The organism is Gemella sp. (genome assembly GCF_057272915.1).
Genome location: NZ_DBHIUF010000001.1, coordinates 20,615 through 47,570 on the forward strand (window position 1 = coordinate 20,615; position 26,956 = coordinate 47,570).

Annotated in this window: 24 protein-coding genes; 16 read left to right on the forward strand and 8 right to left on the reverse strand. The window is 30.9% G+C overall.

Going from position 1 to position 26,956, the window contains the following annotated elements; all coding sequences use genetic code 11:
* Nucleotides 1–190 precede the first annotated feature (190 nt).
* From ACO6OL_RS00110 to ACO6OL_RS00155, 10 genes are all read left to right on the forward strand, one after another.
* Nucleotides 191–1,798, forward strand: coding sequence for an ABC transporter ATP-binding protein (locus ACO6OL_RS00110; protein WP_485501711.1), 1,608 nt, complete (start codon nucleotides 191–193; stop codon nucleotides 1,796–1,798).
* Nucleotides 1,799–2,008: 210 nt separating this feature from the next.
* Nucleotides 2,009–2,761: an ABC transporter ATP-binding protein gene (locus ACO6OL_RS00115; RefSeq protein ID WP_003147441.1), complete on the forward strand. Its 753-nt coding sequence runs from the start codon at nucleotides 2,009–2,011 to the stop codon at nucleotides 2,759–2,761.
* A gap of 1 nt (nucleotide 2,762) precedes the next feature.
* Nucleotides 2,763–4,787, forward strand: a complete 2,025-nt coding sequence (locus ACO6OL_RS00120; protein ID WP_485501712.1) for an ABC transporter permease — start codon at nucleotides 2,763–2,765, stop codon at nucleotides 4,785–4,787.
* A 107-nt stretch (nucleotides 4,788–4,894) separates the two neighbouring features.
* A complete protein-coding gene (locus ACO6OL_RS00125; RefSeq protein WP_314085050.1) occupies nucleotides 4,895–5,494 on the forward strand; it encodes a type IV toxin-antitoxin system AbiEi family antitoxin domain-containing protein in 600 nt (199 codons plus the stop codon).
* Complete coding sequence (locus ACO6OL_RS00130) at nucleotides 5,491–6,348, forward strand: nucleotidyl transferase AbiEii/AbiGii toxin family protein (protein ID WP_485501713.1); 858 nt, start codon at nucleotides 5,491–5,493, stop codon at nucleotides 6,346–6,348. The genes ACO6OL_RS00125 and ACO6OL_RS00130 overlap by 4 nt, the downstream gene beginning before the upstream one ends.
* Before the next feature lie 500 nt (nucleotides 6,349–6,848).
* The gene (locus tag ACO6OL_RS00135) at nucleotides 6,849–8,420 is read left to right on the forward strand and encodes an ATP-binding cassette domain-containing protein (RefSeq protein ID WP_485501714.1); all 1,572 of its coding nucleotides are present in this window, start codon (nucleotides 6,849–6,851) and stop codon (nucleotides 8,418–8,420) included.
* A 187-nt stretch (nucleotides 8,421–8,607) separates the two neighbouring features.
* Complete coding sequence (locus tag ACO6OL_RS00140; RefSeq protein ID WP_485501715.1) at nucleotides 8,608–8,799, forward strand: type II toxin-antitoxin system HicA family toxin; 192 nt, start codon at nucleotides 8,608–8,610, stop codon at nucleotides 8,797–8,799.
* A 36-nt stretch (nucleotides 8,800–8,835) separates the two neighbouring features.
* The gene (locus tag ACO6OL_RS00145) at nucleotides 8,836–9,252 is read left to right on the forward strand and encodes a type II toxin-antitoxin system HicB family antitoxin (RefSeq protein WP_304096556.1); all 417 of its coding nucleotides are present in this window, start codon (nucleotides 8,836–8,838) and stop codon (nucleotides 9,250–9,252) included.
* A 437-nt stretch (nucleotides 9,253–9,689) separates the two neighbouring features.
* The gene (locus tag ACO6OL_RS00150; protein WP_485501716.1) at nucleotides 9,690–11,411 is read left to right on the forward strand and encodes an ABC transporter ATP-binding protein/permease; all 1,722 of its coding nucleotides are present in this window, start codon (nucleotides 9,690–9,692) and stop codon (nucleotides 11,409–11,411) included.
* Nucleotides 11,411–13,021 carry an ABC transporter ATP-binding protein gene (locus tag ACO6OL_RS00155; protein WP_485501717.1) on the forward strand — a complete coding sequence of 537 codons (1,611 nt, stop codon included), beginning with the start codon at nucleotides 11,411–11,413 and terminating at the stop codon, nucleotides 13,019–13,021. The genes ACO6OL_RS00150 and ACO6OL_RS00155 overlap by 1 nt, the downstream gene beginning before the upstream one ends.
* Nucleotides 13,022–13,216: 195 nt before the next feature.
* On the opposite strand, the gene ACO6OL_RS00160 is transcribed toward ACO6OL_RS00155, so the two are convergent.
* From ACO6OL_RS00160 to ACO6OL_RS00170, 3 genes are read right to left on the reverse strand one after another with little or no spacing between them, the layout of a single operon-like run.
* The gene (locus tag ACO6OL_RS00160; RefSeq protein ID WP_485501718.1) at nucleotides 13,217–13,855 is read right to left on the reverse strand and encodes a TetR/AcrR family transcriptional regulator; all 639 of its coding nucleotides are present in this window, start codon (nucleotides 13,853–13,855) and stop codon (nucleotides 13,217–13,219) included.
* A gap of 20 nt (nucleotides 13,856–13,875) precedes the next feature.
* On the reverse strand, nucleotides 13,876–14,958 hold the full coding sequence (locus ACO6OL_RS00165; RefSeq protein WP_485501719.1) for an ABC transporter permease: 1,083 nt from the start codon (nucleotides 14,956–14,958) through the stop codon (nucleotides 13,876–13,878).
* A gap of 1 nt (nucleotide 14,959) precedes the next feature.
* The gene (locus tag ACO6OL_RS00170) at nucleotides 14,960–15,676 is read right to left on the reverse strand and encodes an ABC transporter ATP-binding protein (RefSeq protein WP_485501720.1); all 717 of its coding nucleotides are present in this window, start codon (nucleotides 15,674–15,676) and stop codon (nucleotides 14,960–14,962) included.
* Nucleotides 15,677–16,390: 714 nt separating this feature from the next.
* Between ACO6OL_RS00170 and ACO6OL_RS00175 the strand changes: the two genes are divergently transcribed.
* Both ACO6OL_RS00175 and ACO6OL_RS00180 read left to right on the forward strand, forming a co-directional pair.
* The gene (locus ACO6OL_RS00175; RefSeq protein ID WP_485501721.1) at nucleotides 16,391–16,834 is read left to right on the forward strand and encodes a MepB family protein; all 444 of its coding nucleotides are present in this window, start codon (nucleotides 16,391–16,393) and stop codon (nucleotides 16,832–16,834) included.
* Between the two features lie 140 nt (nucleotides 16,835–16,974).
* Complete coding sequence (locus tag ACO6OL_RS00180; RefSeq protein ID WP_314160369.1) at nucleotides 16,975–17,265, forward strand: PspC domain-containing protein; 291 nt, start codon at nucleotides 16,975–16,977, stop codon at nucleotides 17,263–17,265.
* A gap of 45 nt (nucleotides 17,266–17,310) precedes the next feature.
* On the opposite strand, the gene ACO6OL_RS00185 is transcribed toward ACO6OL_RS00180, so the two are convergent.
* The 3 genes from ACO6OL_RS00185 to ACO6OL_RS00195 all read right to left on the reverse strand — a co-directional run bounded on the left by ACO6OL_RS00185 (nucleotide 17,311) and on the right by ACO6OL_RS00195 (nucleotide 19,829).
* Complete coding sequence (locus ACO6OL_RS00185; protein ID WP_314160368.1) at nucleotides 17,311–18,009, reverse strand: N-acetylmannosamine-6-phosphate 2-epimerase; 699 nt, start codon at nucleotides 18,007–18,009, stop codon at nucleotides 17,311–17,313.
* 19 nt (nucleotides 18,010–18,028) lie between these two features.
* Nucleotides 18,029–18,733, reverse strand: a complete 705-nt coding sequence (locus tag ACO6OL_RS00190) for a GntR family transcriptional regulator (protein WP_314160367.1) — start codon at nucleotides 18,731–18,733, stop codon at nucleotides 18,029–18,031.
* 232 nt (nucleotides 18,734–18,965) lie between these two features.
* Nucleotides 18,966–19,829: an ROK family protein gene (locus ACO6OL_RS00195; RefSeq protein WP_485501722.1), complete on the reverse strand. Its 864-nt coding sequence runs from the start codon at nucleotides 19,827–19,829 to the stop codon at nucleotides 18,966–18,968.
* 197 nt (nucleotides 19,830–20,026) lie between these two features.
* Here ACO6OL_RS00195 and manA point away from each other — a divergent pair, with 197 nt between their 5' ends.
* The 4 genes from manA (at nucleotide 20,027) to ACO6OL_RS00215 (ending at nucleotide 25,094) form a co-directional block, all read left to right on the forward strand.
* Nucleotides 20,027–20,974, forward strand: coding sequence for a mannose-6-phosphate isomerase, class I (manA, locus tag ACO6OL_RS00200; protein WP_485501723.1), 948 nt, complete (start codon nucleotides 20,027–20,029; stop codon nucleotides 20,972–20,974).
* A gap of 433 nt (nucleotides 20,975–21,407) precedes the next feature.
* Complete coding sequence (locus ACO6OL_RS00205) at nucleotides 21,408–22,286, forward strand: N-acetylneuraminate lyase (protein ID WP_485501724.1); 879 nt, start codon at nucleotides 21,408–21,410, stop codon at nucleotides 22,284–22,286.
* Between the two features lie 228 nt (nucleotides 22,287–22,514).
* Nucleotides 22,515–24,068, forward strand: coding sequence for a sodium:solute symporter family protein (locus ACO6OL_RS00210; RefSeq protein ID WP_314160364.1), 1,554 nt, complete (start codon nucleotides 22,515–22,517; stop codon nucleotides 24,066–24,068).
* Between the two features lie 195 nt (nucleotides 24,069–24,263).
* Nucleotides 24,264–25,094 (forward strand): acetylxylan esterase, encoded by an 831-nt coding sequence (locus tag ACO6OL_RS00215; RefSeq protein WP_485501725.1) that lies wholly within the window; start codon nucleotides 24,264–24,266, stop codon nucleotides 25,092–25,094.
* Nucleotides 25,095–25,350: 256 nt separating this feature from the next.
* Here ACO6OL_RS00215 and ACO6OL_RS00220 read toward each other — a convergent pair whose 3' ends face one another.
* The gene (locus ACO6OL_RS00220; protein ID WP_485501726.1) at nucleotides 25,351–25,929 is read right to left on the reverse strand and encodes a TlpA family protein disulfide reductase; all 579 of its coding nucleotides are present in this window, start codon (nucleotides 25,927–25,929) and stop codon (nucleotides 25,351–25,353) included.
* Nucleotides 25,930–25,958: 29 nt separating this feature from the next.
* Nucleotides 25,959–26,687 (reverse strand): cytochrome c biogenesis CcdA family protein, encoded by a 729-nt coding sequence (locus ACO6OL_RS00225; RefSeq protein WP_314160361.1) that lies wholly within the window; start codon nucleotides 26,685–26,687, stop codon nucleotides 25,959–25,961.
* Nucleotides 26,688–26,956 lie beyond the last annotated feature (269 nt).

A 26,956-nucleotide genomic window follows, 5' to 3' on the forward strand; every position in this document is an offset into this window, starting at 1 on the left:
TGCCCCCCTCAAAGTTTATTAGATGTAAAATTTATAAAACCTAAAAAGCCACTTGATATATATATATATATATATATATTATAATGTAAATAAAATTATTTTCTAACTAATAGAATAAATTATCTGAAAACTATCTTGTTTTAGTTTATTTTATTTGATAGAATAATAGTAAGGTATAAGGAGGGAAAAGATGAAGCAGTATTTAAAGAAAAGATATTTAGAAAATAGTTTGTTGATGTTACTGATTATTTTTGGGGGAGCATGTAAGGTTGTCGCTGCGTATTTTATAGGGGATGGATTTAACGAATTAATTAAGTCGAATACCGATGGCTTTTTCTATAATATAGCCTATGCAGGTATAGTGTTTTTATTATTTTTAGTTTCTATTTATATAAAAATTCCGTATGAAAACTATGTAGTGCAAAAAATGATAACTGATATTAGATGTGATGTTGTTGATGCAATTTCTAAAAATAACTATGCTAATTTCAATAAGAAAAATAGCGGTGATTACATATCGTGGCTTAGTAATGATTTGATGATTGTTGAGGAAAAAGGGTTTGGTAATTTTTATCAAAGTATTACAGCGATAATAGAGACTCTTTTAGCTATAGTCGGACTGCTTGCATTCCACTGGTCGATTATCGTCTTCTCTATAGTAATGAGTGTTCTTACATTAGTTTTACCAGCTTTAGCTCAAAAATCTATTCAGAATAAAGCTCAGAGATACTCAGGCTCATTAGAAAAATTAATAAGTAAAAATACAAATTACCTACAGGGATTTGATAGTTTACTATCTTTCAATAAATTAGGAATTTTGAAAAAAATTGTAGCAACTTCTTCTAATGAAGTACTAAAAGAATCTGTGTCTCTAAGAAAAAGTGTCGGATTAGCCGGAGTCCTAGGTGGCTTAGGAAATTTAGTAGGGCAAGTTGGTGTAGTATTATTAACGGGAATACTGGCTCTAAAAAATATTGTAGGCTTTGGATCTATTTTAACGGTCGAGTCACTAACATCTACGATTTTTAATTCAGTAGGAAATATTATGAATATTACGGTAGAGTTAAATATCGTAGTGCCGATCTTTGATAAATTCGAGAAATTCAAAGAAGAGGCTAAGGCAATTAATGATAAAGATACTGGCAAAAAATTATTAAATGAAGAAATTGAAACTATAGTATTAGAAGATGTTTCTTATAAATATGAAGAGAAAAGTGTATTAAAAAATATTTCGTATGTATTTAATAAATATGGTAAATACGCTATTGTCGGAGAAAGTGGTAGTGGAAAATCTACACTGTTAAAATTATTGACTGGAAGAATAGAAAATTATGAGGGTGCAATTAAATTTAACGGAGAAGAACTAGAGGGTATTAGTAAGCATAGCCTGTATGATAAGATGCTATATATCCCACAAGAGCCATATATTTTCACAGAAAGTCTAAGATTTAATATAACGCTAGGTGATGATTATGCTGATGAAAAAGTTAAAGACGTGTTGGAAAGTGTAGGACTAGGAGAGTTTCTGGCAAGTCTTGAGGATGGCTTAGATACTGAACTTGTAGAAGGTGGTAAGAATTTATCAGGTGGTCAAAAACAAAGAATAGCCCTTGCTCGTGGAATTATTAGAGAGAAAAAAGTAGTACTGTTAGATGAGATAACTTCTAATTTAGATAAGGATAATGCAGAGAAAATAGAAGAACTTCTATTAACTAATCCAGAATTAACGGTAATTCTAATAACGCACAGACTAGATAGCGACTCTGAACAAAGATTTACAGATATATTACGATTATAATTTCCCAGGAAATAAAGCTTATAAGATTATTTAAAATAAAAAGTAATAAATATCCCAATCTTACAAAAGTGTAAGGTTGGGAGCTTTTTTGTAAGGAAAATCGATAGAATCTGTAAGAAAAGTAAGGTAGAATATAAATATAAACAACAAGGAAGTTGTAGAAAAGTTCGAACTAGGAAAATTAGATAAAAGAATTTAGGAGTGATAAAAATGTTATTAGAAGTCAACAATGTAAGAAAAGTTTATACAACAAGATTAAGTACTCAAAGTACAGAAGCGTTAAAAAATGTAAATTTCGCAGTAGATAATGGTGAATATGTAGCAATCATGGGTGAGAGTGGAAGTGGTAAAACTACTTTATTAAATATTATCGCAACATTTGATAAAGCGACATCAGGAAATGTGAATTTAAACAATTTAGATTTAAGCAAATTGAAAGATAAAGACTTAGCGAATTTCCGTCGTGACAATCTAGGATTTGTCTTCCAAGATTTCAACCTACTGGATAATTTTTCTATAAAAGATAATATCTTATTACCGTTAGTGTTAGCTAATAAAAAATATAAAGATATGGAAAAAAGATTAGAGAAAGTAACTAAACCTTTAGGAATTGATAAATTAATCAACAAGTTTCCATATGAAGTATCTGGTGGTCAACGTCAAAGGGTTGCAGTAGCGCGTGCGATTATTACGAATCCAGCATTAATCTTAGCGGATGAACCGACAGGAGCCTTGGATTCAAAATCAACAGATCAACTATTAGAAGTTTTTGAAAAACTTAATAACGCAGGACAAACAATAATTATGGTTACGCACTCTGTGAAAACAGCAGCTCGTGCAAAACGTGTATTATTTATTAAAGACGGAGTAGTTTTCCACGAACTTAGAAAAGGGAATGCAACTACGAGTGAAATGTTCCAAAAAATTAATGATACGTTAACTTTAATGCAGGCAGGTGAGTAAGATGAGCTTCTTTTATAGCAAATTTGCTTTAAATAACCTTGTTAAAAATAAAAGATTTATAGTACCTTATGTATTATCAACAATTTTTACAATAATGTCGTTTTATATACTTTCATCTTTAGCTTTTGGGGATAATTTAAACAAACTTCCAAATGGTATTGAGGCGACTAAACAGGTATTAAGTTTGGGAATAATTGTAATAGCAATTTTCTCTACAATATTCTTATTTTACACTTACAGTTTTTTAGTAAAACGTAGAGTGAGAGAATTTGGATTGTATGCCGTGTTAGGTATGACAAAAAAACAAATAGCGAAAATTTTAGTGCTAGAAACGATTTTTATCGCTATAACTACCATAGTAGTCGGTATTGGATTAGGTATTTTATTCGATAAACTTATGCTGTTAATACTATTGAAATTATTCTCAGCAACGGTTACTTTCGGTTTTAGTATTACACCGATAGCTGTAGTATTCTCAGTATTATTATTCGGAGGAATATTCTTCTTATTACTACTTTATACTGTTATAAAAATAGCTAGACTTAGAATTGTAGCCTTATTAAAAGATGAAAATAAAGGTGAAAAAGAACCGAAATCAAGATGGATTTTAGCGATAATTGGATTAGGTTTAATCGGTTATGGTTATTACACAGCGCAAACTGTACAAAATCCTATAAAAGCAATAACAGTATTCTTCTTTGCGGTAATTGCGGTAATTATAGGTACATATTTAGTATTCATGGCAGTAAGTATTACAGTACTAAAAATTATGAAAAATAATAAAAACTTCTACTATAAACCTAAAAACTTTATCAGCGTTTCTGGTTTATTATACAGAATGAAGAGAAATGCAGTAGGATTAGCGAATATCTGTATATTATCTTCTATGGTTCTTGTAACTATGGGAACAACATCGGCGTTATATGCAGGCATGGAAAAATCTTATAATGAGAGATTCCCAAGACAATTAATGATTGCAGGTTATCATTCTACTAGTGATAAACTAAAAGAAATTGAAAATAATGTAAAATTATCAGCTAAAGAAGCAGGAACTGAAGTGGAAGATATGGTTTCATATAATTCAGTACCTATGGTAGGAAGACTATTGAATGATAAATTCAAGGCCGAAGCTAATCTAGGGGTTGACTTAGCTAATGTGAAAATGATAACTGTCCTTGAATTAAAAGATTATAACAAGGTAGCTAATAAAAATAAAACATTAGAAAGTAATGAGGTTTTATTGCATATTGATAAAAAAGGAAATTACAACCATAATAGTATTTCTCTAAATGGTAGTGACTATAAAATTAAAGAAAAATTATCTGAGTTTCCAGGAGCAATAGGTTCAGCAGCGGCGAATATTATTGATACTTACTACGTTGTTGTAAAAGATGATAAAGAAGCGGAAAAAATAGCTACACAATTAGCTGCGAGAATGGACGAACTTAGTAAACAAAATCCAGATAGTAGAGGAATAAGTATAGCAACTGGAACAGCTACAGTTCAAAACTATGTTGCATTTAATATTAAAGACACTACTAAAGAAGCCAAGGTAATCGAAAGTTTTAAAAAATTAGAAAAACAAGTGGGAATAGAAATAGAAGGGAAAGATGAAAATAAACTTACATTTAGAGGAGTCTTTGCATCATTCCTATTCATTGGAGTGTTCATAAGTTTAATATTTGTAACATCTCAAGTGGTAATCATGTACTACAAACAAATCTCAGAAGGATATGAAGATAAAGGAAACTTTGAAATCATGAGAAAAGTAGGTATTACAGATAAACAGATTAAACAATCAATAAGATCGCAAGTACTGTTAATCTTCTTCTCACCGCTAATTATAGCGACATTACACACGATAGTAGCATATCCATTTATCGAGAAAATCTTAAGATTATTCTTAATAACAGATAGCAGCATATTCTTACAGGCGCTTGCTGTGACAATCGTAGTCTTCGCAATCTTTTATCTAATAGTTTATGCAATAACATCAAAAATTTACTATAGAATTATAAAAGAATAGATGAAAATAAACTCCAGAGGAAAAATCTGGAGTTTTTCTTTTTATTTGCATTTGGACTTTTGTTCTTATAAAATAGAAAATGTAAGAACAAAAAGGCGGTGGGAATGATGAGTAAAAAAGAATTACTACTAAATAAAATGAAGGAAAATAATGGAATTATTACAACAAAAGATGCATTATCATTGGGAATCCATAAGGATACGTTAAAAAAACTTACGCATGATGAAGAAATAGTAAAAGTAGCGAACGGATTATACGTCTTAACTAATGAAGAAATAGACGAGTATCTTTATTTTTCTCATAGAATACCAAAGGGAGTATTCTCTCATGAAACTGCAGCCTACTTGCAAGGTTTATCCACAAGAATGCCACTCAACTATGTTATGATGGTAATGAAAGGTGATAATGTAAGTAGAATTAAGAAAAACAGGGATGATATTTCCTTTAAATATAGTAAAAAAGAATATTATGATTTAGGTAAGGAAAGAATAATCAGCCCATTCGGTAGAGAAGTTAGCGTGTATGATAAAGAAAAAACTATACTAGATCTTATAAGAGATAAAGATAGAGTTGATTCTGGCGTATTTAGTGAAGCTATGAAATTATATTTTGGAGGTGAAGATAAAGATTTATTAAAATTATCTAAATATGCCATGTATATGAATATGGAAGAACAGCTGAAACCTTATACGGAGGTATTATTATGAAGACAGCAGAACAAATAAAAGGGGCTATTAGAAATATATCGAAAGAAAAAGGTGTTAATCCTAATTCTTTGCTACAAATGTGTCTTTTTGAAGGGATACTCGAAAAGTTATCTAAGTCAAAATACAGGGAGAATTTCATATTAAAAGGTGGGTTATTAATCTCTTCTCTAATAGGTGTTGATATGAGGAGTACAATGGATATGGATACTACAATTAAAGGTATTCCTGTAAATGAAGAAACTATTACTAGAATAATTAATGAAATTTTAGATATAGAAATTGATTTAGAAATCAGTTATAAATTGATAAAACTAACACCGATAAGAAATGCTGATGTCTATGAGGATTTTAGTGCAAGTATTGAGTGTAAATTCGGGAAAATTAATGCAAGATTAAATATAGATATAACTACTGGTGATGTTATTACACCTAGAGAAATTAAATATTCTTACTCTAGAATATTAGAGGAAGGGACAATTTCTATTATTACATACACCATAGAGACAATACTTGCGGAAAAATTTGAAACAATTTCAAGTAGAAACATTACAACAACAAGAGCTCGTGATTTTTATGATTTATATATGATATACAATATGTATAATAATAAGATTAATCAAGAAATATTAGGAGAAGCTATAGTGAAAACAGCGAGACAAAGAAGTTCTTTGAAAGCAATTAGACAATATAAGGAAATAGTAGAACTATTTAAAATTAATCGTACAATAAAAAATATATGGGACAGATATGCAAAGAATAATCCGTATACAAAGGATATAAAATTTTCAGATACAGTAGAGGTATATGAGAAAATTGGAAATATATTAGATTTGGATGAAATAAAAGAGGTGTAAATTTAATATCCTAATAGTTTATATGATAACATCAAAATTTACTATAGAATTATAAAAGAATAGACGAAAACAAACTCCAGAGGAAAAATCTGGAGTTTATTTCTTTTTATTTGCATTTGGACTTTTGGGAGTGACTCAAAAATCATGATTTCGGAGAAATCGATTTTGTCGAGTCACCCCCGCACAGTTTATTAGATATCTAAAAAGCTTTTCTAAAGCGATTTTAGATATCAATAAACCACTGCGTCTATGAGTTCTTATATACACTTTGTTAAAATTAAGGTCTTCTGGATCAGTCCCAAAAGTACGTTTGAGAAGCTATTTTAGATTTAAAATAAAAGTTATTTCGATAAAAATCTGAAAATTAGAAAATAAAATGTGATAATTTTCATAAATTGTATTGATTATATTTATTATCTCTGATAAAATTTACATAATAAATATACTTTAAATTCAGAATATAAGAAGGATTTTAAAAGTTAGTATTAGGGGTGAAGATTGTGTTTAAGTTATTATTTAAACAAAAATATAGCATACTAGTATTTATTATTACGGTATTATGCGCAGCAGCACAGGTTGCGACGTCTTATGGATTTAGTTTGATTATCCAGGCGACGGTAGATAAAAATTTAAGATTTATGGTGTCGGCGACTATTGCAGTTATGTTGATATATGTTGTTTTGAATACATTGGGTTATTTCAGAGCGATATACGTTGAAAAGTTGATTCAAAATTTTTCTACAAGTCTTAGAAAAACAGCAATTGCGGATTTCAAGGAAAAGTTAGTTTATAACGAGAAACACAATAATGGAGCAGAATGTATAGCTTTAAATACTACTGATATCCAGCAGTTTGAGCAATATGCGGCTAATTGTTTATTTGCGATTTACAGTATATCTTTAGTTGTTATCTCAACAATTGCATTACTTAAGGTGAATATTACGTTATTTATTATCTCACTTGCATTGTCTTTATTAATGATGGTTCTACCTAAGTATTTCAACAAAGCGATAAAAACAACGACAAAAGACATTTCAAAAGCTACAGAAGATTTCAATAAGGATTTAGAGAATGCGCTGGCTAGTTCAGAAATGCTAAATAACTTTTCTGCGTTGAATTTATTAGATAGAATTGTAAATGTAGGTTCAAAAAATATAAAAAATGCTAAAGTTAATAGAAAAAAATCTATTATGACTTTACAAGGGTTGAATGTGACAATAAATGCAGGAAACCAAATCGCGTTGATTTTTATTGCGGGATATTTTGCATATAAAGGATATATTGAATTTGCGATGATATTTGCGATATCAGGTTATACAGGAGAATTCTTTGGAGGATTGACAAAAGTAATCGAGCTATATCCGAATTTCGCTTCTGCAAATGAGTTGTTGAATAAGTACCCAGAAATTAAAGAAGAGAAAAGTTTACCGAGAGTCGAAAAATTAGATAAGGGAATTGTAGTTTCTAATGTTAAATATAACTATCCAGATAAGACGGTAGAATTTCCTAATTTAACTTTTGAGAAAAACAAGAAGTATTTAATAAAAGGTAAAAGTGGTAGTGGAAAATCAACGTTGATAAATATTTTAAATGGTGATTTGAAGAACTATGAAGGTAGTGTAGAATGGGATAATAGAGAATTAAAACAATTTGATATTAAATCGGCAATTTCTACGATGAATCAAAAAGTACAATTGTTAAATTTATCGATTAAGGATAATATTATTTTAAACAAAGAATATAACGATAAGTTGTTTAGAGAAGTTCTGGAAAATTGTAAGTTAGTTGATGTGGTTGATAATTTAGAAGAAAAAGAAAATACTATACTAGACAATAAAAACTTAGCTTTATCAGGTGGACAGTTGCAACGATTAGGACTAGCAAGAAGTTTATATCATAAAAAAGATGTATTCATAATCGATGAAGGTACGGCGAACTTAGATAGTAAGTTGGCAGATGATATCGAGGAAATAATATTAAAAGACAAAGAATCTACAGTTATTATGATAACTCATAGAAATAGTGAAAAAATTGAAAACTTAGCAGATAAAGTAATAACATTAGGTAGTTAGATGATTGAATAAGAGAGAGGGTGAGATTTAAAACAATCTTGAACCTTCTTTTTTGTTGTGTAGCTATGGATTTTTATTCTTATAAAATAGAAAATGTAAGAACTAAAATTTAGGACTTTCGGTGAAGCACCTTCCTCTTGAATTAATGTGTATAAATGTGTATAATAAAGGTAAGGAGGACAATACAATGCCAATGACATCTAAAGAGATGATTAAGCTTTTAGAAGCGAATGGCTTCATTTATGTAAAAAGTGGTGATGGTTCGCATAGAAAGTTTAGGAATCCCAAGACTGGTAGGGTAACACAAGTTCCGCTTCATAATCGTGCTTTAGGAAAAGGTCTAGAACATAGGATTTTGAAACAGGCGGGATTAAAATAGTTCCCGCTCCTTATTTTAATAATAGGAGGTATTATTATGAATGTAGTCTATCCTGCTATATTTTATAAAAATATAGAGAATGACGGATATACAGTGGTTTTCCCTGATTTAGATTTTGGTGCTACTGAAGGAGAAGATTTAAAAGATGCATTTTTTATGGCCAGTGATTATTTAGGTGCTTGGTTGTATGAGTATTATATTGATGGAAAAGAGTTTCCGATAGCAAGAGATATAAAAGATTTAGAAATTGAAGTAGATGAGTTCTCAATAAAAGAGGCTAGTTTTGTAAGTTTAGTTGGTGTTGATATGCTAGAATATGCAAGAAAATCAGAAGTAAAAACAGTAAGAAGAAATGTATCGATACCTAGTTATCTAAATGAGTTAGCAAAAAGAAATAACATAAACGTAAGCCAGTTATTACAAGAAGCGTTAAAAGAAGAATTTAGTATGTAAATATGAAGACAGCAATTCAGTAAAATAATAAAACTGAGTTGTTGTCTTTTTCTAATGGACACACAACGAGTAAAACGGCAGGAAAGTGTCTGTTCAAGAAAGACAACTTGAAAAAGAGACTTTGCAGCGCTTGTCCTCTCAAAAAGAACAACGAAGTAAAAATTATAAATATCTAGGAATGAGTCTAAAACTCTATTTCCCGAACATTCTTCGTATTTTTGAACATTTTCGTAACAATAAACATTAAAGCTATCTTTTAATTTATCTATATAGTATAATAAAAAAGGTATAATTGATAATTAATATCAATGTAGGTAACTAGAACCTTTTTTATAAAAAGAGTGAATGTTGGATTAAAAAAAACAAAAATCCTTCATTATCATTTTTACTCTTTTTGTGTAAATAAATCTAAATTTGAAATTAAATAAGGAGATATTATGAAGATAGATGGTAGAGCGATGGCTCTCTTTAATATCAAAAAAGAAGTATATCTCGTAGCAATTCTTAAACTTGTTGCCTTTTGGTGCTCGTTATTTTTTATCTACAATTTCGTAGATTTTCTATTTTATTCACTAGGTGAAGAGAGTAGAAGCGGTGCTTTATTTGGATTTATCCTGAAGACGGTGATAGGTTTAGTAGTGTATTACGGAGCTACAACAGGGGATAATTACTTCAGTCACAAAATTTCTAAACAGGTTAGAAATACATTAAGGAAAGAGATTTACAACAAAGTAGAAAAACTTTCATTAAATTACACAAAAGCAGTAAATACTGGTAGTCTTCTTGTGATGAATTCTTCATCGATTGTGAATATCGAGTTTTATTTCAATAAGTTTGTACCGCAGATGTTTGCGACATTATTTATAGTGCTTAGCTCGTTTGTGATTTATGGAAAGATTCATATCCTACTATTTATAGCGATGTTATTACTATATCCGCTTATTCCTGTGTCTATTATGATTATTATTAAGAAGTCAAAAAAGGCTAATAAAAAGAACTTCAGCGATTTCTTAAGTTTATCTGAAGTATTCTATGATAGATTATCAGGTTTCACAACGGCAAAAATTTATGGTAAAGAAGATAATGTAGCGGGCGATGTTGATACTCGTAGTGCGAAATATAGAAAATCAACGATGGCGTTACTTCGTCACCAACTTAATTCTATTAATGTGATGGATGCTATTACTTATATTTCTATATTTGTTTTATCGATTATTGCTGTTTTTGTGGTGAAAGATCAGAAACTTATTGTTTTCGTAATCGTAGCCTCTTTAGAATGTTTCAAACCGTTGCGTGCTTTAGGTGGCTTGTTCCATATTTCGATGAAAGGAAATGTTGAGTTAGATAATATCTATAAACTTCTTGATCATCCAGAGCAAGAAAAAGATGAAACTATTGAGGTAGAGGCTGGAAAGAATATTGTTCTGAACAATGTAAGCTTCTCTTATGGTGAGGAGACAACTTTAGAAAATATCAATATGATATTTAAACCTGGTACAAAAACAGCATTAGTAGGAGAAAGTGGCAGTGGTAAGTCTACTATTATCAAATTAATCTTAGGTTTAAATTCTAACTATAGCGGAAGTATAAAATACGACAACTTCAATATCGATAGTATTCCTACTAGAGAGATGGCTAAAATTACGACACTTATTACTAATGATAGTTACTTAGTTAAAGGAACTGTAAGAGAGCATTTAAGTGTTCGTAAAAATATAAGTGAAGAAGAAATGTACAATGCTTTAGAAAAAGTTAATCTTAGAGATTTCGTAGAAGAACATGGAGGTCTAGATTATGAGCTTGCGATAGGAGCTGCGAATCTTTCTGGAGGTCAAAAACAAAGACTACTTGCAGCGAAAGCAATTTTGAAAGATTCTTACTTATATATACTTGATGAAGCTGTATCGAATATTGATGATTACAGTAAGGAAATCGTACTTAATGCCTTCGATTCAATTAAAGAAGGGAAAATTATCATCGTTATTTCTCACGATTTAGAGACTGTGACAAATGCAGATAATATCTATGTTCTAAAAGATAAGAAAATTATCGAAGAAGGAACACATGATGAGCTGATTGAAGAAAATTCATTATATAGAAGATTGTTCACAGACCAACAACAACTGAAATCAAAATTTTTAGCTAAGGAGGTAGAGTAATGACATCATTAAGAGAATTAAAACAACTGTTAGCTATTGCTCAGGATTTTAAACGTCCATTGCTTAGAGCGACTTTATTCGGAAGCTTAGGACACTTAACACTTGTTGTATTTACCTACTTCATCTCGTTATTCTTTTTAACAAAAATAACGACAATAGCTGTAATTTTATTTATAGTAATCTTTGCTTTAGCCGTGTTAAAAGGGTTATTCAGTTATACTGAGCAACTTTTAAATCACTATGTGGCATTCAAAGTATTACATGCCTTACGTGTTAAAGTTTTAGAAAAATTTAAACGCATCTCTGTCGATAATTTTACGAAAAATACTTCAGGTGATTACATGACGATGATTACGACTGATATTGAATTATTAGAAGTTTTCTACGCGCATACGATAACACCATTTATGATTTATATCGTACAAAGCTTAGTAGTTAGTTTCTTCCTATTATTCTTTAGTGTGAAATTAGCATTAGTAGCATTAATAATTTATATCGTAATCGGACTTGTGTATCCGTTAAGCTTTAGAAATGTTGGGCAAGATGTTGGTAAAAATTATCGTCGTAAACTAACTCAAGTAAACAACAATTCATCAGAAGAAGCTTACGGAATTTTTGAAACATTACAATATGGAAAAATCGATGAAGCAAAACGTAATATCGATATGGAAACTGAAGAACTGACAAGAAGTTCATATCTAAAAAATAAATTTTTAGTAGATCTGAATGTTCTAAATGTTGTAACTTACAATATCGGGGTGTTGGCATTTATCTATGTGGCATCTTCGCTTGATAGTCAGTTTGTAACTGTTTCATTAGTTGCGATGTTTATCGTATCGTTTATTCCTATTTTATACATGGGGAACCTTGCTTCAACATTAAGTCAGACGATGGCTAGTGGAAAGAGATTTTTAGAACTTATGAATACATCAGAAGAAGCGGAAAATAGTGGAGTAGTTGTTGATTTTAACGAACTTAAAGTTGAGAACTTAACATATCGTTACGCTGATAATACTGTAGTGGATAATCTAAGCTTCGACGTGAAAAAAGGTGAGATTATCGGATTAAGTGGACCTAGTGGTTGTGGTAAATCTACAATAGCGAAACTTATTATGAAATTTATCTCAGATGAAAATATGGAAGGTAATATCACTATCGATGATATTGATCTAAGAGACATAGATAACCGTTATTTTAGAGAAAATAGCTCGATAATTCTGCAAGATAGTTACTTATTCAATGCAAAAATTAAAGATAACCTTACATTCTTCGAAGAAGATTTAGATAAAGAAGAGTTGGATGCATCGTTAAGAAAAACTAATTTAAGAGGTTTTGTGGATAACTTAAAACGCCGTGAAAATGAAATCGTTGGTGAGAGAAGTTCGAACATAAGTTCAGGTCAAAAACAACGTTTATCAGTAGCTCGTTCATTCTACAATGATAGTAAACTTCTGATTCTTGATGAAGCAACAGCGAACATCGATATCTTCAGTGAAATCGAAGTGCTAAAAGCTTTAGAAGAAAGTAAAAAAGACAAGATAACAATAATAATTTCACATAATAAATCAACATTATCAATATGTGACAAGGTAATTAGATTAGGTGAATAGAAAAAAAGAGGGAGTGACTCAAAAATCGTGATTTCGGAGAAATCGCGATTTTTTTAGAGTCACCCCCGCACAGTTTATTAGATATCTAAAAAGCGTTTAAAAAGCGAATTTAGATATCAATAAACCACTGCGTCTATGAGTTCTCATATGAACTTTGTTAAATTTTAGGGGCTTTTGGGTAAGCTCCTCTTTTTCTTACCTTGTTAAGTTTTTATAAATTTGTTGTTTAATAAATTGTAGATCATGCTCCTCAGTAGGGCATGGAATATTCTCAAAAAGAATAAATCTTTGGACTGAGTACGTAGTGATAGGTCCTGAGAATGAACGAATTATCTCAGCTGTCGATAAGTTTTCGTTAACTTCAGGATTATTTTCTTTATATGTTTGTAATATAGCTTTGAAATCTATTTTTTCAAATGTTATTTTTAAAGAGTCAATAAGTTGTGTTTTAAAATTTTCATTTGTTAATATTTCTGAGTAGATTATTTTTACAATATCCTTATTTTCTTTTAGGAAAACCATGCGATCTTCCACAACATAACTGATTAATTCTTCAAGTGAGTTAGTATTTTGAGTTCTTTTTAGAAAATTTAAAAATAATTTAGGAATAACAGGGACTATTATTAAATGTAATAAATCTTCTTTAGTTTTAAAGTATTTGAATACTGTTGCTTGACTAATGCCTGCTTCTTTAGCGATTTGAAGCGTAGATGTACCGTGGTATCCTTGTTTTGCGAATAATTTAATCGCAGCTTCTATTGTTTTTTTCTTACCAGGTGGGAAGGTTTCGTCATGAGATATGCTAAAGTAAGATTTTAAGATGTTTTCAGTCATAAGAGTCTCCTATTGTTTTTTTAAACTTTTCTATATCGTTTTAAGCCCAGAATATTAAGAATTATTAGAAGGATGCAAAGTGCAAGTAGAATTATTATATCATTTGTAATCGCAAGAAGATTTTTACCTTCTAAAATTATTTTGCTTAAACCGTCACTAGCATAGGTAACAGGTAAGATTTTACTAATATAGACAGCGATTTTTCCCATACTCTCAACAGATACTATTCCTGAAAAGAACATTTGTGGAATAACTATTACCGGAACGAACTGCATCATTTGAAATTCTGATTTTGCAACCGTTGAGATTAGTAAACCTAATGTTAAGGCAACCATTGCTAGTAATACATTAACTATTATAACATAAAATGGATTTCCAGCAACTTCAATATTTAATAAATATACAGATGATAAAGTGACGATAATAGTTTGAATTACGGCTAATGAGCTATAAGAGAGTACATATCCTAGTACGACTTCACTTCGTTTTACCGGGGTTGCTAAGAGTCTATCTAGAGTTCCGCTAGTACGCTCTTTTAGTAGAGCCATTCCAGAGATTAGAAATACGAAGAAGAATAGGATATAGCCGATTAAAGTAGGTGCAACTTTATTGAAAAAAGTTGAATCTGAATTACCGTAGTTATAATATTCTTTAACTTCAGGTTCTTGTTTGTTTTCGCTTAATTTAGGATTTACTTTTTTTACAACTTCCACCAAATTTTTCGCTTCTGATGCTTTTATAGAACTTTTTAAAACTTGTTGGGCTTGCATAGTTTTTGTAGTGTCTATGTTGGCGTGAGTTACCGTGTAGGTATTGTTATCGTAAGAAATTACAGTATCTATCTCGTTATTTTTTAATTTCTCTTCAGCAGCTTCTTTTGATTGATATTCCTCTATATGAACATTGTCGATATCTTTCATTACTGAAACGACACTTTGAGGAGTGTTTACAGAAGCAACAGTAATTTCAGAATTTGTGTTTGCTGAAAAGACTATGCTAATTAACCACATTATAAAAATTGGAGCGACGAACATCATAGCTAAAGTTCTTTTATCTCTAAAAAACTCCTTAAAAACTCTTTTTGAAATAGTTAAAATTCTCATGTTATTTTTCCTCCACTTTTAAGAATACTTCTTCGATAGTAATAACATTATTTTTTTCTTTTAGATCTTTTGGTGTGTCAAAATCGATAATATCTCCACGAAGAAGGAGTCCAACTTTGTCTGTAAGTTCTGCTTCGTCCATTACGTGAGTTGTTACTAGTATGCCAACACCGTTATCCCTCTGTTTGAACAATTCTTTCCAAATGTTACGACGAAGGCTAGGGTCTATACCGACAGTAGGTTCATCGAGTATAAGTAACTCAGGGCTACCGATTAACGCAATGGCGAGTGAAAGTCTGCGTTTCATCCCACCTGAATAATTCGATACTAATTTTTTTAAGTGGTCGGTTAGGTCAACTATTTTTGCTATATAAGCTATTTCTTTTTTTAGTTGTTTTGAAGGAACACCTTTCATTTTTCCAAAAAATTCTAAGTTTTCATAACCGGTAAGCATTTCATAAAGAGCATCGCTTTGTGCCATATATCCAATATTAGAAAGAATTTCTCTTTTTGGCATTTTGTTATCTAGAACAAGGGCTTCACCTTTATCTGCTTTTTCCATACCGAGCATTGTCTTTATTAATGTTGATTTTCCCGATCCTGATGGACCGATAAGACCGACAATTTCACCTTTTTCTAGGTTGAAATCAATGTTATCAAGGACTGTTTGATCGCCGAAGCTTTTTGATAATGAAGTAATTTGTATTAATTTTTTCATAAGAATTATCTTCCTTTCTGAAGTGAGTAAACACTCACTCTATGATTAAAAAATATAGCTGAGATTATTTGAGAGATATTAATTCACCTAATGTTTTTAGAACTACGATTATTATATAGTTCAGGATAGGTGCTAAGAAATATCCCATTAGAAATAAGATTTCAAACCTTTGGTAAGTAAACACCCACCTTATAGTCAATATTATAGTGAGTAAACACTCACTTGTCAAGAAGAAAATTTGAAAAATTTTAAAAAGGGGGATAAATGGCAAGTATTTTGACAAACCAAAATATTTGTTATAATATTAAAGATAAAAAAAAGTCTTATTGAAGTAGAAAAGGCTCTCTACACACTCTTTTATAGAGTACCTGAGATGATGGGTACGCCGTCCATCCTTTAAGACTCTTGTCAAAAAATGAAAGAACATTCTTCGGAGTGTTCTTTTATTTTTTAAGATAAGTATTTCACAGATAATATGGTTTTGGAGATATTTATTAAAAATCTTATAATATAAACTTAGATTAGAGTCACCTGAGTATAACAAGTAATATATAGCATATAAATATGATATAATATTTATAAGATCAGAATAATAAAATATGAATTAAGTTTTTAGAAAATAAAAAGATTATAAATCATACGAGGGGGGTATTATACCAGGGGTATGCAGTAATTCAAGTGAAAAAAATTTTGTTAAGGGGGACGTGCGTCATAATGAAAATACTTGAGGTTCTAAATGAGTGTTATGGTGATTTTGAATTCATTAAAGAAAAGTGGAATGAAAAATACGAAGGTATCCTTATCAAAATAAAGGAAGAGCAAGGATATAAAAGATGTCGCTTGGCAAAAAAAACACCAAAAAAAGAGGGGTATTTTACAGCTTTTTGGAAAAAAGACCAAAATAACAAGAACATTCCTTATACAAATGAAGATTTGGGGAATGAACTCGTTATTGTTGTGATCGATAACGATAAGAGAGGACTTTTTATTATTCCAAATGATGAGGCTATCCATAAAAAAATTCTCTCGACAAAAGATAGTGAAGGAAAAATGGCTATGAGATTTTATCCACCTTGGTGTACGGATTTAAATAAAACAGCGCTAGAAGCACAAAAATGGCAATTGAAATTTTTTAGAATAATTGAATCACAAGAATAATTTCTTTCTTAATTATAATAATATAAACTTAGTTTAAAGTCGCATGAGTACAATAGTTAATATATATCATGGAAATGTGATATAATATTTATAAAGTCAGAATAATAAAATATCAACAATAAAGTCAGGAGGAATTTATTATGATAGATGGATTAAATAAATTATGGAATAAATTTCTTAATTTTTTAGAAGATAAAGAGATGTATAAATCATACGAAGGAGCTTTAATCTCTGGGGTATGCAGTGGTTTAAGTAAAAGATTTGGAATAAGTGTGAGTTTCTTACGAGTACTATTCTTATTAGCGAGTATTTTCTCATTCGGTAGTCCAATATTGATATATATATTGTTATCGATAATAATGCCGGTAAAACCGACGAAAGAAAACTACAGAAATTCAAGCTACATCGACGGACGTGCTTGGGAAAAATAATATAAAAAAGTTCTAATTGATCAAGTATCAATTAGAACTTTTTGTTTATTTCACTGCATTAATAAATCTAGCTGCGATTTCTTTTGGACGAGTGATAGCTCCGCCAACTACTACGCTGAATGCCCCTGCGTCATAAGCTGCTTTTGCTTGATCAGGGTAGTGGATACGACCTTCTGCAATTATTGGCACAGAAATAGTTTCAGATAGCTTTTTGATAAGACCTAGGTCTACTTCGTTCGGTCTATCTTTTGTATTTTCTGTATAACCACTCAATGTAGTTCCGACAAAATCAAGACCGATGTTAGCCGCATTTACACCTTCTTCGAATGTAGCAATATCTGCCATTAAAAGAATGTCAGGGTACTTAGCTTTGATTTCTGCGATAAAATCATTGATTGTTGTACCATCAAAACGCGGGCGTAAAGTACAGTCTAAGGCGATTATTTCACAACCTGTTTCTACAAGAGCATCTACTTCTTTCATAGTTGCTGTGATGAATTGTGACATACCTTCATAACTTTGTTTAATAATTCCGATAACAGGTAGGTCAACTGTTTCTTTGATTTGAACTATATCAGTAATTCCTTGTGCACGAATACCAACAGCACCAGCTTCTTTAGCAGCAAGAGCCATAAGTTTCATGACTCCACCTTCTTCAACGTAAAGTGGTTCACCTGGCAACGCTTGGCAAGAAACGATAATTCCGCCTTTAATTTGGTTTAAGATTTTTTCTTTTTTATTCATAGTTAACTCCAATCAGAGCTTAATCTTTAATAGTTAAGCTGTAGTATTTGTAATTTATATAGATTTTTACATATTCAAAAATTTTACCGTCTGCAAAGTAGGTGTACCTATCAAATTCAAAACAAGGTTCACCATCTTTTGCGATAAAGTTGGCAATTTCTTCAGGAGTATCAACTATAACTTGCATATATTTTTTAGATTTTTCTTGGTGAATATCTATACGATATTTTTTTCTAATCATAGTAGCAAGTTCTTTAAAACTGTCGATATCGTCAAGGTTAACATCAGGTAAATATTTAATTGGAATATAGTTAGTTTGATGAGCCCAAGCGACATTACCAATATATTTTATACGAGCTACTTTTAGAAGTTTTTGATTTTTTAATTTCAATTTAGCACAAAGTTCTTTGTCTTGAATAATCTCAGCTTCGATAACTTCAGAATGTTCAGATACTGATTCTTTGAAATGTTTATGGAAATTGTTGTTTTCTGTAACGAAGACTTTTTTATTAACTAGGGTTTTGTTTACGAAACTTCCCTTACCTTGAATTCTAAAAATATATCCTGCTGATTCTAGTTCGTTAAGTACACGTACGGCAGTAGTACTACTAACATTATATATTTCTTTTATTTCTTTTTCTGTATAGAGCTGTTCACCTTCTTTAAAAATACCAGTTTGTATCTTTAAGATGATGTCATTTATAATCTTTTCGTATTTTTTCAAGTTGATCCCTCCTCGATTTAATATTAAATATACTTATCAAAATTTAATGTGTTAACTTAAATTTATATTATCACTTATGTAGGACTTTGTAAAGAAAAAACTTAAAAAACATTAGAAAAAAATTTAAACGGTTGCAAAAGTTATAAATTAACTTAGAACAGAGTTTGAAGTTCTGTTGAAAGATAGAAACCCTCCTTACTATTTAAGTAAAGAGGGGATAAAGTTCAATATTTTATTTTTCTACAAATGGGCTAATAGCTCCGTATAGAGCTGCATCATTTCCTAATTCAGCTGCTAGGAATTTAGTTTGGTTGTTTTCGATTGGGTGAAGTTCACGTACTTTTGCTTCTAGTTTATTTAATAAATAATCTCCTTGAGCAGAAACAGCCCCACCGATTACGATATACTTAGGATCTAGGATACATAGTAAGTTAACAATACCACGAGCAAGTTCGAATAACCATTCATCTAGTACTTTTAGTGCAGTTGTGTCTTCACGTTTACAAAGATCGAAGAATTCGATAACACTAATTCCTTCGTACATTTCGGCTTTGATTTTTCTATCTAAAGCGATAGTAGAAGCACGTTGTTCGTAAGTAGTTTTAGTGTCGAAATCGTAAAGAGATTGTCCGATTTCACCTACACCGAAGTTAGATCCGAAAGGAAGACTAGTAAGGAAGTAAGCTCCGCCGATTCCAGTTCCTAAAGCCATACAGAATACTTCATCTAAACCTTTTGCTCCACCAAGCCATTGTTCACCAAGTAAGGCACAGTTAACATCGTTATCTGCGTATACTGGAATACCTAGTCTATCTCCAAAATCACGTTTGAAGTTAGTTCCAAGATAGTTCTTAATAGTTGGAGCTGAACGAATAACTTCCATGTTAACATTGTCGATAACACCAGCCGCAGAGATACCAGCTGCAGAGAAGTTATAGCTTTCACGGATTTTGCTTGCGATTCTGAACATTTCATCAGTAATTTTTACAGTTACATTGTCAGGCGTTTTACAAGTTTCGTAATGGATGATTTTGTAGTTATCATCAATTACAGCAAATTTAATACTTGTTCCACCAATATCAATACCTAATAACATAATATACCTACTTTCTAAATAAAGACATTCTTATCTTTAATATTAATGATTTTTTAAATTTCTATACAACGATATATTACCATAAAATTAATATTTTGAAAACTGTTTCTTGTAAAATAATAATAGGTATATGCTGTATAAAGAAGAGTAATTAGTGTATAATAAATTTGAAGTTAGTATAGTTTAAGGAGAATAAAATGGATAAAATAGTTTTTTTAGAGCCTGTATTTTGTGAAAGAATCTGGGGTGGACGTAATTTAGAGAAGTTTGATTTTTCTATTCCACAAGGAAATATTGGAGAAGCGTGGGTTATTGCCGCCCATGATAACGGTAGTTCAAAAATAAAAAACGGTGAGTTAGCAGGTTTAACATTAAAAGAAGCTTATGAGAAACAGCCTACTTTATTTACTGAGAAAGTGTATGATAAGTTTCCATTATTAATTAAAATTTTAGATGCTAGTGATAATCTATCAGTTCAAGTACATCCTGAAGATGATTATGCGCGTGAAAATGAGAATGGTGAACTTGGTAAAACGGAATGTTGGTATGTACTGGATGCTAAAGAAGGTTCGAAGCTAGTATATGGACATACTGCTAAGACAAAAGAGGAGTTCAATGATAAAATAAATGGTGAACAATGGCAAGAACTGTTTATAGAAGAAGAAGTTAAGGCGGGAGATTTCTTCTATATTCCAGCGGGAACTCTTCATGCGATTGGAGAAGGAATATTAATATACGAAGTGCAACAAAATTCTGACACGACATATCGAGTATATGATTACGATCGTGTCGATAAAAATGGTAATAAGCGTGAACTTCATATAGAGAAAACAAAAGATGTGACGAAAGTTCCATTTAAAAAAGTTACTACAAGCCCTAAAGAGGAGAAATTAGAAGGCGCTACAGTAACATACTTAGCAGATGAGAAGTATTTCTCTGTGTTTAAGGTTGAAGTAGCGGGACAAGTTTCTCTAGAAAAAACTAGAACAGGAAATTTATTTACTGTCCTTAAGGGTAGTGGAAGTGTAGAAATAGATGGCAACAGTTATGATGTGAAAAAAGGAGATAGTTTTATCTTAATAACTGATTGCAGTGAGTACACATTAAAAGGAGATATGTTCTTAATAGGAAGCTATGATAGATAGGTATTAGAAATAAAGATAATCAATTTAATGTTAAATTTTTGTATTTAGTTGTTACCTGATAACGTTCAATTTAAAGATTTTTAAGTAATAAATAAAGGCTAACAGAAGCGACCGCATAAGTCTGATTTTTATAAAATGATGACTTGTGAGTCGTTTTTTATTTTTTAAAAAGAGGAGTTTAATGTATTAAATAGAGATAATAAGACTAGACGATAGATTTACATATACTATATAAGTGTCAACTAGATTAAGTATTATTATATAGTGTAAACATGATAACAGCAGCAATGGTTAAAAGGTTTTCAAAAAAATAAATTTTTTCAGGTTTTTTCTATTGACAAACTTAAGAAAACGTTTTAAAATATAAGTGTATTAAAATTTAATGTGTTAAATAAATGCACAATATTAAAAACAAATAACGGAGGTTATTATAATGAAAGATTTAAAGGGATTATATTCGGCTTTACTTATTCCATTTGATGAAAATGGTGAGGTTAAAGAAGAGGGGTTAAGACAGGTTATTGAACATAACATCAATGTAAGTAAAATTGATGGTTTATATGTTAATGGAAGTAGTGGGGAGAACTTCTTATTAAACACTGCTCAAAAGAAACAAATTTTTAAATTTGTAAAAGAAGTAGTTGGGGATAGAGTTAAACTTATCGCTCAAGTTGGATCTTTAGATTTAAATGAAGCTGTAGAATTAGCTAAATATGCTACAGAATTAGGATATGACTCATTATCAGCAGTTACTCCATTCTACTACCCACTATCATTTAACGAAATCAAACATTACTACAAAACAATTATTGATGCTACAGATAATAGCATGATTCTTTACTACATTCCATTCTTAACAGGAGTTAAAATTAGTTTAGATCAATTTGCTGAATTACTAGAAGATGAAAAAGTTATCGGTGTTAAATACACTGCTGCAGACTTCTATCAACTAGAAAGATTCAGAAAACGATTCCCTAACAAACTAATTTGGTCTGGATTCGATGAAATGTTAGTTCAAGCTGCTATTACTGGAGTAGATGGAGCTATCGGTTCTACATACAACGTAAATGGACAAAGAAGTCAAGAAATCTTCAAACTTGCTAAAGAAGGTAAAGTTGCTGAAGCTTACGAACTTCAACATGAAGCAAATGATGTAATCGAAAAAGTATTAGAATTAGGATTATACCAAACTCTTAAAGAAATCTTAAAAGTTAAAGGTATTGATGCAGGATACTGTAAACAACCTATGAAAGTATTTGATCCAGCTAAATTAGCTGAAGTAGAAAAATTAGTTAAAGATTATAACCTATAATTTTTAAAAAATAAGGGGTAAATATAGGGGGAAAGAAAGAGGATGACAAAAAAGTCCTAAATTATAAAAAGTTTATTTGAGAGCTTATTGTCGTAGTAATCTATAGCTAGCTAATAAACTTTTTGAGGATAACCCGACAAAATCTCGTTTTTTAAGAAATCATGATTTTTGAATCACTCCTCTTTCTAGAATATTAGTAAATTTAAAAAGTATAAAGGAGGAAGTACCATGGATAAAATAGGATTTGGTACACTTAACAGTATAGTATTAGCAGTTTATCTAATAGCTATGCTAGCTATAGGGGTGTATTTCACTAAAAAAGCAGGTGAAAGCACGGATGAATTCTTTAAAGCTGGAGGGAATATTCCATCTTGGGCAGTAGGATTCTCAATTTACGCAACAACATTATCTGCCATTACATTTATGGCAACACCGGAAAAAGCATTTAACGGGGACTGGACATACGCAGCAGGGAACTTCTCAATTATCGCGATTATTCCGATATTGATTCACTATTATGTTCCATTCTTTAGAAAATTAAATGTAACTACAGCATATGAATATTTAGAAGAACGTTTTAATCCTAGTGTACGTGTAGTAGGAAGTGTGTTATTCTCACTATTCCATATTGGACGTGTAGCTATCGTTATTTACTTACCAACAGTTGCAATTACATCAGTATCGACACTTAACCCATTCTTAGTGTGTGCGGTTATCGGATTACTTTGTGTAGTTTACTCATTCTTAGGAGGGGTAGAAGGAGTTATTTGGACAGACGTTATCCAAGGGATTATCTTACTTGGAGGAGCTGTTTTAGTAATTATCTTAGGTGCATACCACGTAGGTGGATTTGGACAAATTACTCAAGATGCTCTAGCGAATGGTAAAATCGTAACTGCTGAGAAATTCAACTGGTCATTAACAGCATCAACTATTCCAATTATCTTCATTGGATCAGTATTTAACAGTTTACAACAATACACAGCTTCTCAAGACGTAGTTCAACGTTATAGCACTACTGAATCTGTAAAAGAAACTAATAAATCAATCTGGACTAATGGATTATTAGCATTCATCTCTATTCCAATTTTCTACGGAATGGGAACAGTTTTATACAGCTTCTACAAAGGTAGCCATGCTGTAACAAAATTACCAGACTTCATGAACGCTGAAGTAGTAGGTAAAGCAGCTAATACAACAGCTTTAGTACCTTACTTCATCTTAACAGCGTTACCTGCAGGGGTTGCAGGATTAGTTATCGCAGCCATCTTAGCGGCGGCTCAATCAACTATCGCATCAAGCTTAAACTCAATTTCAGCTTGTATCACAGTTGATATTAAACAACGTTTCTTTGGTTTAAGTAAAGATGCTAAACAAGACGTTCTATTAGCTCGTATTATCATCATCGTAGCTGGTGTATTAGGAACAATTGCAGCATTATACTTCGTAAACTCTAACCAAAAAGAAACTTGGGATTTATTCCTTAAATATATTGGACTTCTAGGGGTACCTTTAGCTGGTACATTTGCACTTGGTATCTTCACTAAACGTGCAAACGGAGCTGGAGCATTATTAGGATTAGTCGTTGCAGGGCTTGTATGTTGGTACATCCAAGACTTCACAACTTATGCTAAACAAAGTCCATTCATCTTCTCAGGATTCTCATTCTTAAGTGCATTAGTATTCGGTTATATCTGTAGTTTCTTCTTCAAATCTACTAAAAATATTACTGGTCTTACTATTCACACTAAAGATCAAGAATACGTAAAAGAAGCAAAATAATAAGTGCGGCTTTTAAATAAAACATAACAAATTAAAAACAATCCTTAATTCAAATATGGGGATTGTTTTTTCTTTTGTTCCGTCTTTATCAAGTATGCTCATTTTTGAAATTAGAAGACTAGAATGATTTGCTATTCTTATAGTCTGTAATGAGGTATAATTGTATTGAAATGCTAATCCTAAGAAGGTGAGAAGATGATATTAGAAAAAGAAAGAGAACTGAACTATAAGATTACTGTAGTAAGAGACGATGATGATATTCAATTATTAACGTTAGAGTTTGAAGCGATAGATTATTCAAAAATTTTTGCAGAAATCGTTGTGAAAAAAATAGATGGTAGAGGGGTAATATTAGAGTTTCCAGATTATGAAGAGGCACCGAGAGGTTTTTTAGGGCTTATGAACTATTATGCTTTAGGGTACAGTGCTGCAACATTACACATTAGAGGAGACAGGGGGAGAAGTGAAAATAGACAGCCTCCTTCAATATACTTTCCTTTTTTAAATAATAATAAGGACGAGGAGTTATATTATAATTATGTCTATCAAGATGCGATTGATTTAGTGGATATTCTAAAAAGAGAATTTCCGAGTTTAGAGGTGAACATTATTGCTAAAGGTCAAGGAGCTGCATTAGGAATCATGGCTTCGGCGGTCGGACGAAAGGTAGCTAGATTATTTATCTCAAATATACAAAACTTTGATTTTAAATATATTTTTGACAATAATCTTGATTTTGGAGTTTATGATGGAATAAGAGAATATGCTCGTAACTATCCTGAAAAAGAAGAGTACTTATTAACGAGATTGGAAGAAATAGATGTGGTGCAGTATTGTCAGCAAGTAGATGCGGAGGTCTATTTTGGATATTCAAAATTAGACGAAAAGAATATTGTTATTGATAAAAAGTTAGAAAATATATTTCAACTAAAAGAAGTTACGATCTTTGAGTGTGAAGAAGAGAATCTTCATGTGAAGTTGTTGGAAAAGTGGTTGCTTAGAGATTTGAAGCGAGTAGTTGAATAGAATGAACTAAAAAAAATCCGAATCCAATAGTTATATAAATTTATAGGAGACATGAAGTCTTCATCTATAAGGGGCTGATAAAAAGGTCCTAAAATGTAACAAAGTTCAGATGAGAACTCATAGACGCAGTGGTTTATTGATATCTAAATTCGCTTTATAAAAGCTTTTTAGATATCTAATAAACTGTGCGGGAGTGACTCGACAAAATCTTGTTTCTTAAGAAATCACGATTTTTGAGTCACTCCCGGATTTTTTATTATTTAAGTTTTTCTATTTCTTTAGTTAGTGATTCTTCAGTAACTGCGCCAGCAATTCTAGTTTCAAATGTACCATCACTATTGATTAAAATGTGAGTTGGGAATGAACGAATTGCGTAGTTTATGATGAAGCGGTCGTTAACATCGAAAAGAACAGGATAAGTTGCACCAAGTTCTTTCGCTTTTTTTAGAATTACATCTTTACTTTTATCTTGAGGACTTTGATTTTTGAATTCTGCATCGTTAGGAGAAGTCATAGATAGAAAGACGATATCTTTGTTATTTTTATATTTTTGATACACTTTTTCTAATTCTGGAATTTCTCTCATACAAGGTCCGCACCAGCTGGCCCACATATTGATGTAAACTTTTTTACCTTTAAAGTCACTAAGTTTTACTGTTTTTCCATCTTTGTCCATAGCAGTGAAATCGTAAGCTTGAGTAGCTTTAGTTTCACTAGATGAAGAAGTAGAAGTTTGTTTGTTAGTTTCTTCTTTTTTTTCGGAAGTGCTAGAACATGCACTTAAAATTAGAGCACTACTAAGGAGAGTTGCACTAAGTATCGTTAGTTTTTTCATATTATTTTCCTCCAATTCAAATCACAAGTTTAAGAAAAATATCTAGTTAAAGTGATAAATGATCCACTCAGGATTAAGATACCGATTAGGATAAGGATAATACCTGAGATAACTTGTGTGTATTTTAAAATGTTTGTGTGTTTTTTGAACAGTTCTAATAATTTTGAAGCGAAGAATGCAACAAGGATAAATGGTAATATAAATCCTAAGCAGTATGCAAGAATTAAAAGAACACTCATTATTCCAGTATGACTAGATGCATATAAGAAAACACTAGCTAAGATTGGTCCAATACATGGTGTCCAAGAAAAGCTAAAAGTGAATCCCATTAAAAAAGCAAGAATCGGAGTAGTTTTATTTCCTTTTCTTTTAACTTTGTTTTTTATTGAAAATTCTTGTTTTAAAAATCCTATCTTAAACACGCCAAGTTGTAATAATCCCATAAAGATGATTAAGATACCACTGACGATTTGCAATGTTTTAATATTTTCATTTAAGAAAACACTAATAAAACTTGTTGCAAAAGCTAGGATGAAAAATGTTGAACAAATACCAAAAACGAATGATAGTGTATTTGTAATAGTATTACGTTTGTTGAAAACTAGTTCTCCGCATTCGTTCATTTCTTTTTTTCCTGCAAGAATACCGATATAGATAGGTAGTATAGGTATTACGCAAGGAGAAAGAAAAGAAAGAAGCCCCTCTAAGAAGACGAGAATCATCTTTAAGGCAGAGCTAGCAGTATTAAAGTCTGTCATAAAACCCCCTTGAAAATTAAATTTTAAATTACAAGTTTACTATATAATAAAAACGTTTAAAACGCAATTGAACTGCTTATAGAACGTCGTTAATATTACGAATCTTGCACAATGTAACAGAGAGTTATCGTTATTATTACAAAATCGTTACAAACCTTGAAAAAAGTGATATTTAAACATATAATGATAGTATGTCAAAATTATATAACGAAGTTCAGCAAAAGTTGAATGAGGTTAATGACACTTATAGTTTAGAAAAATAGTTTATA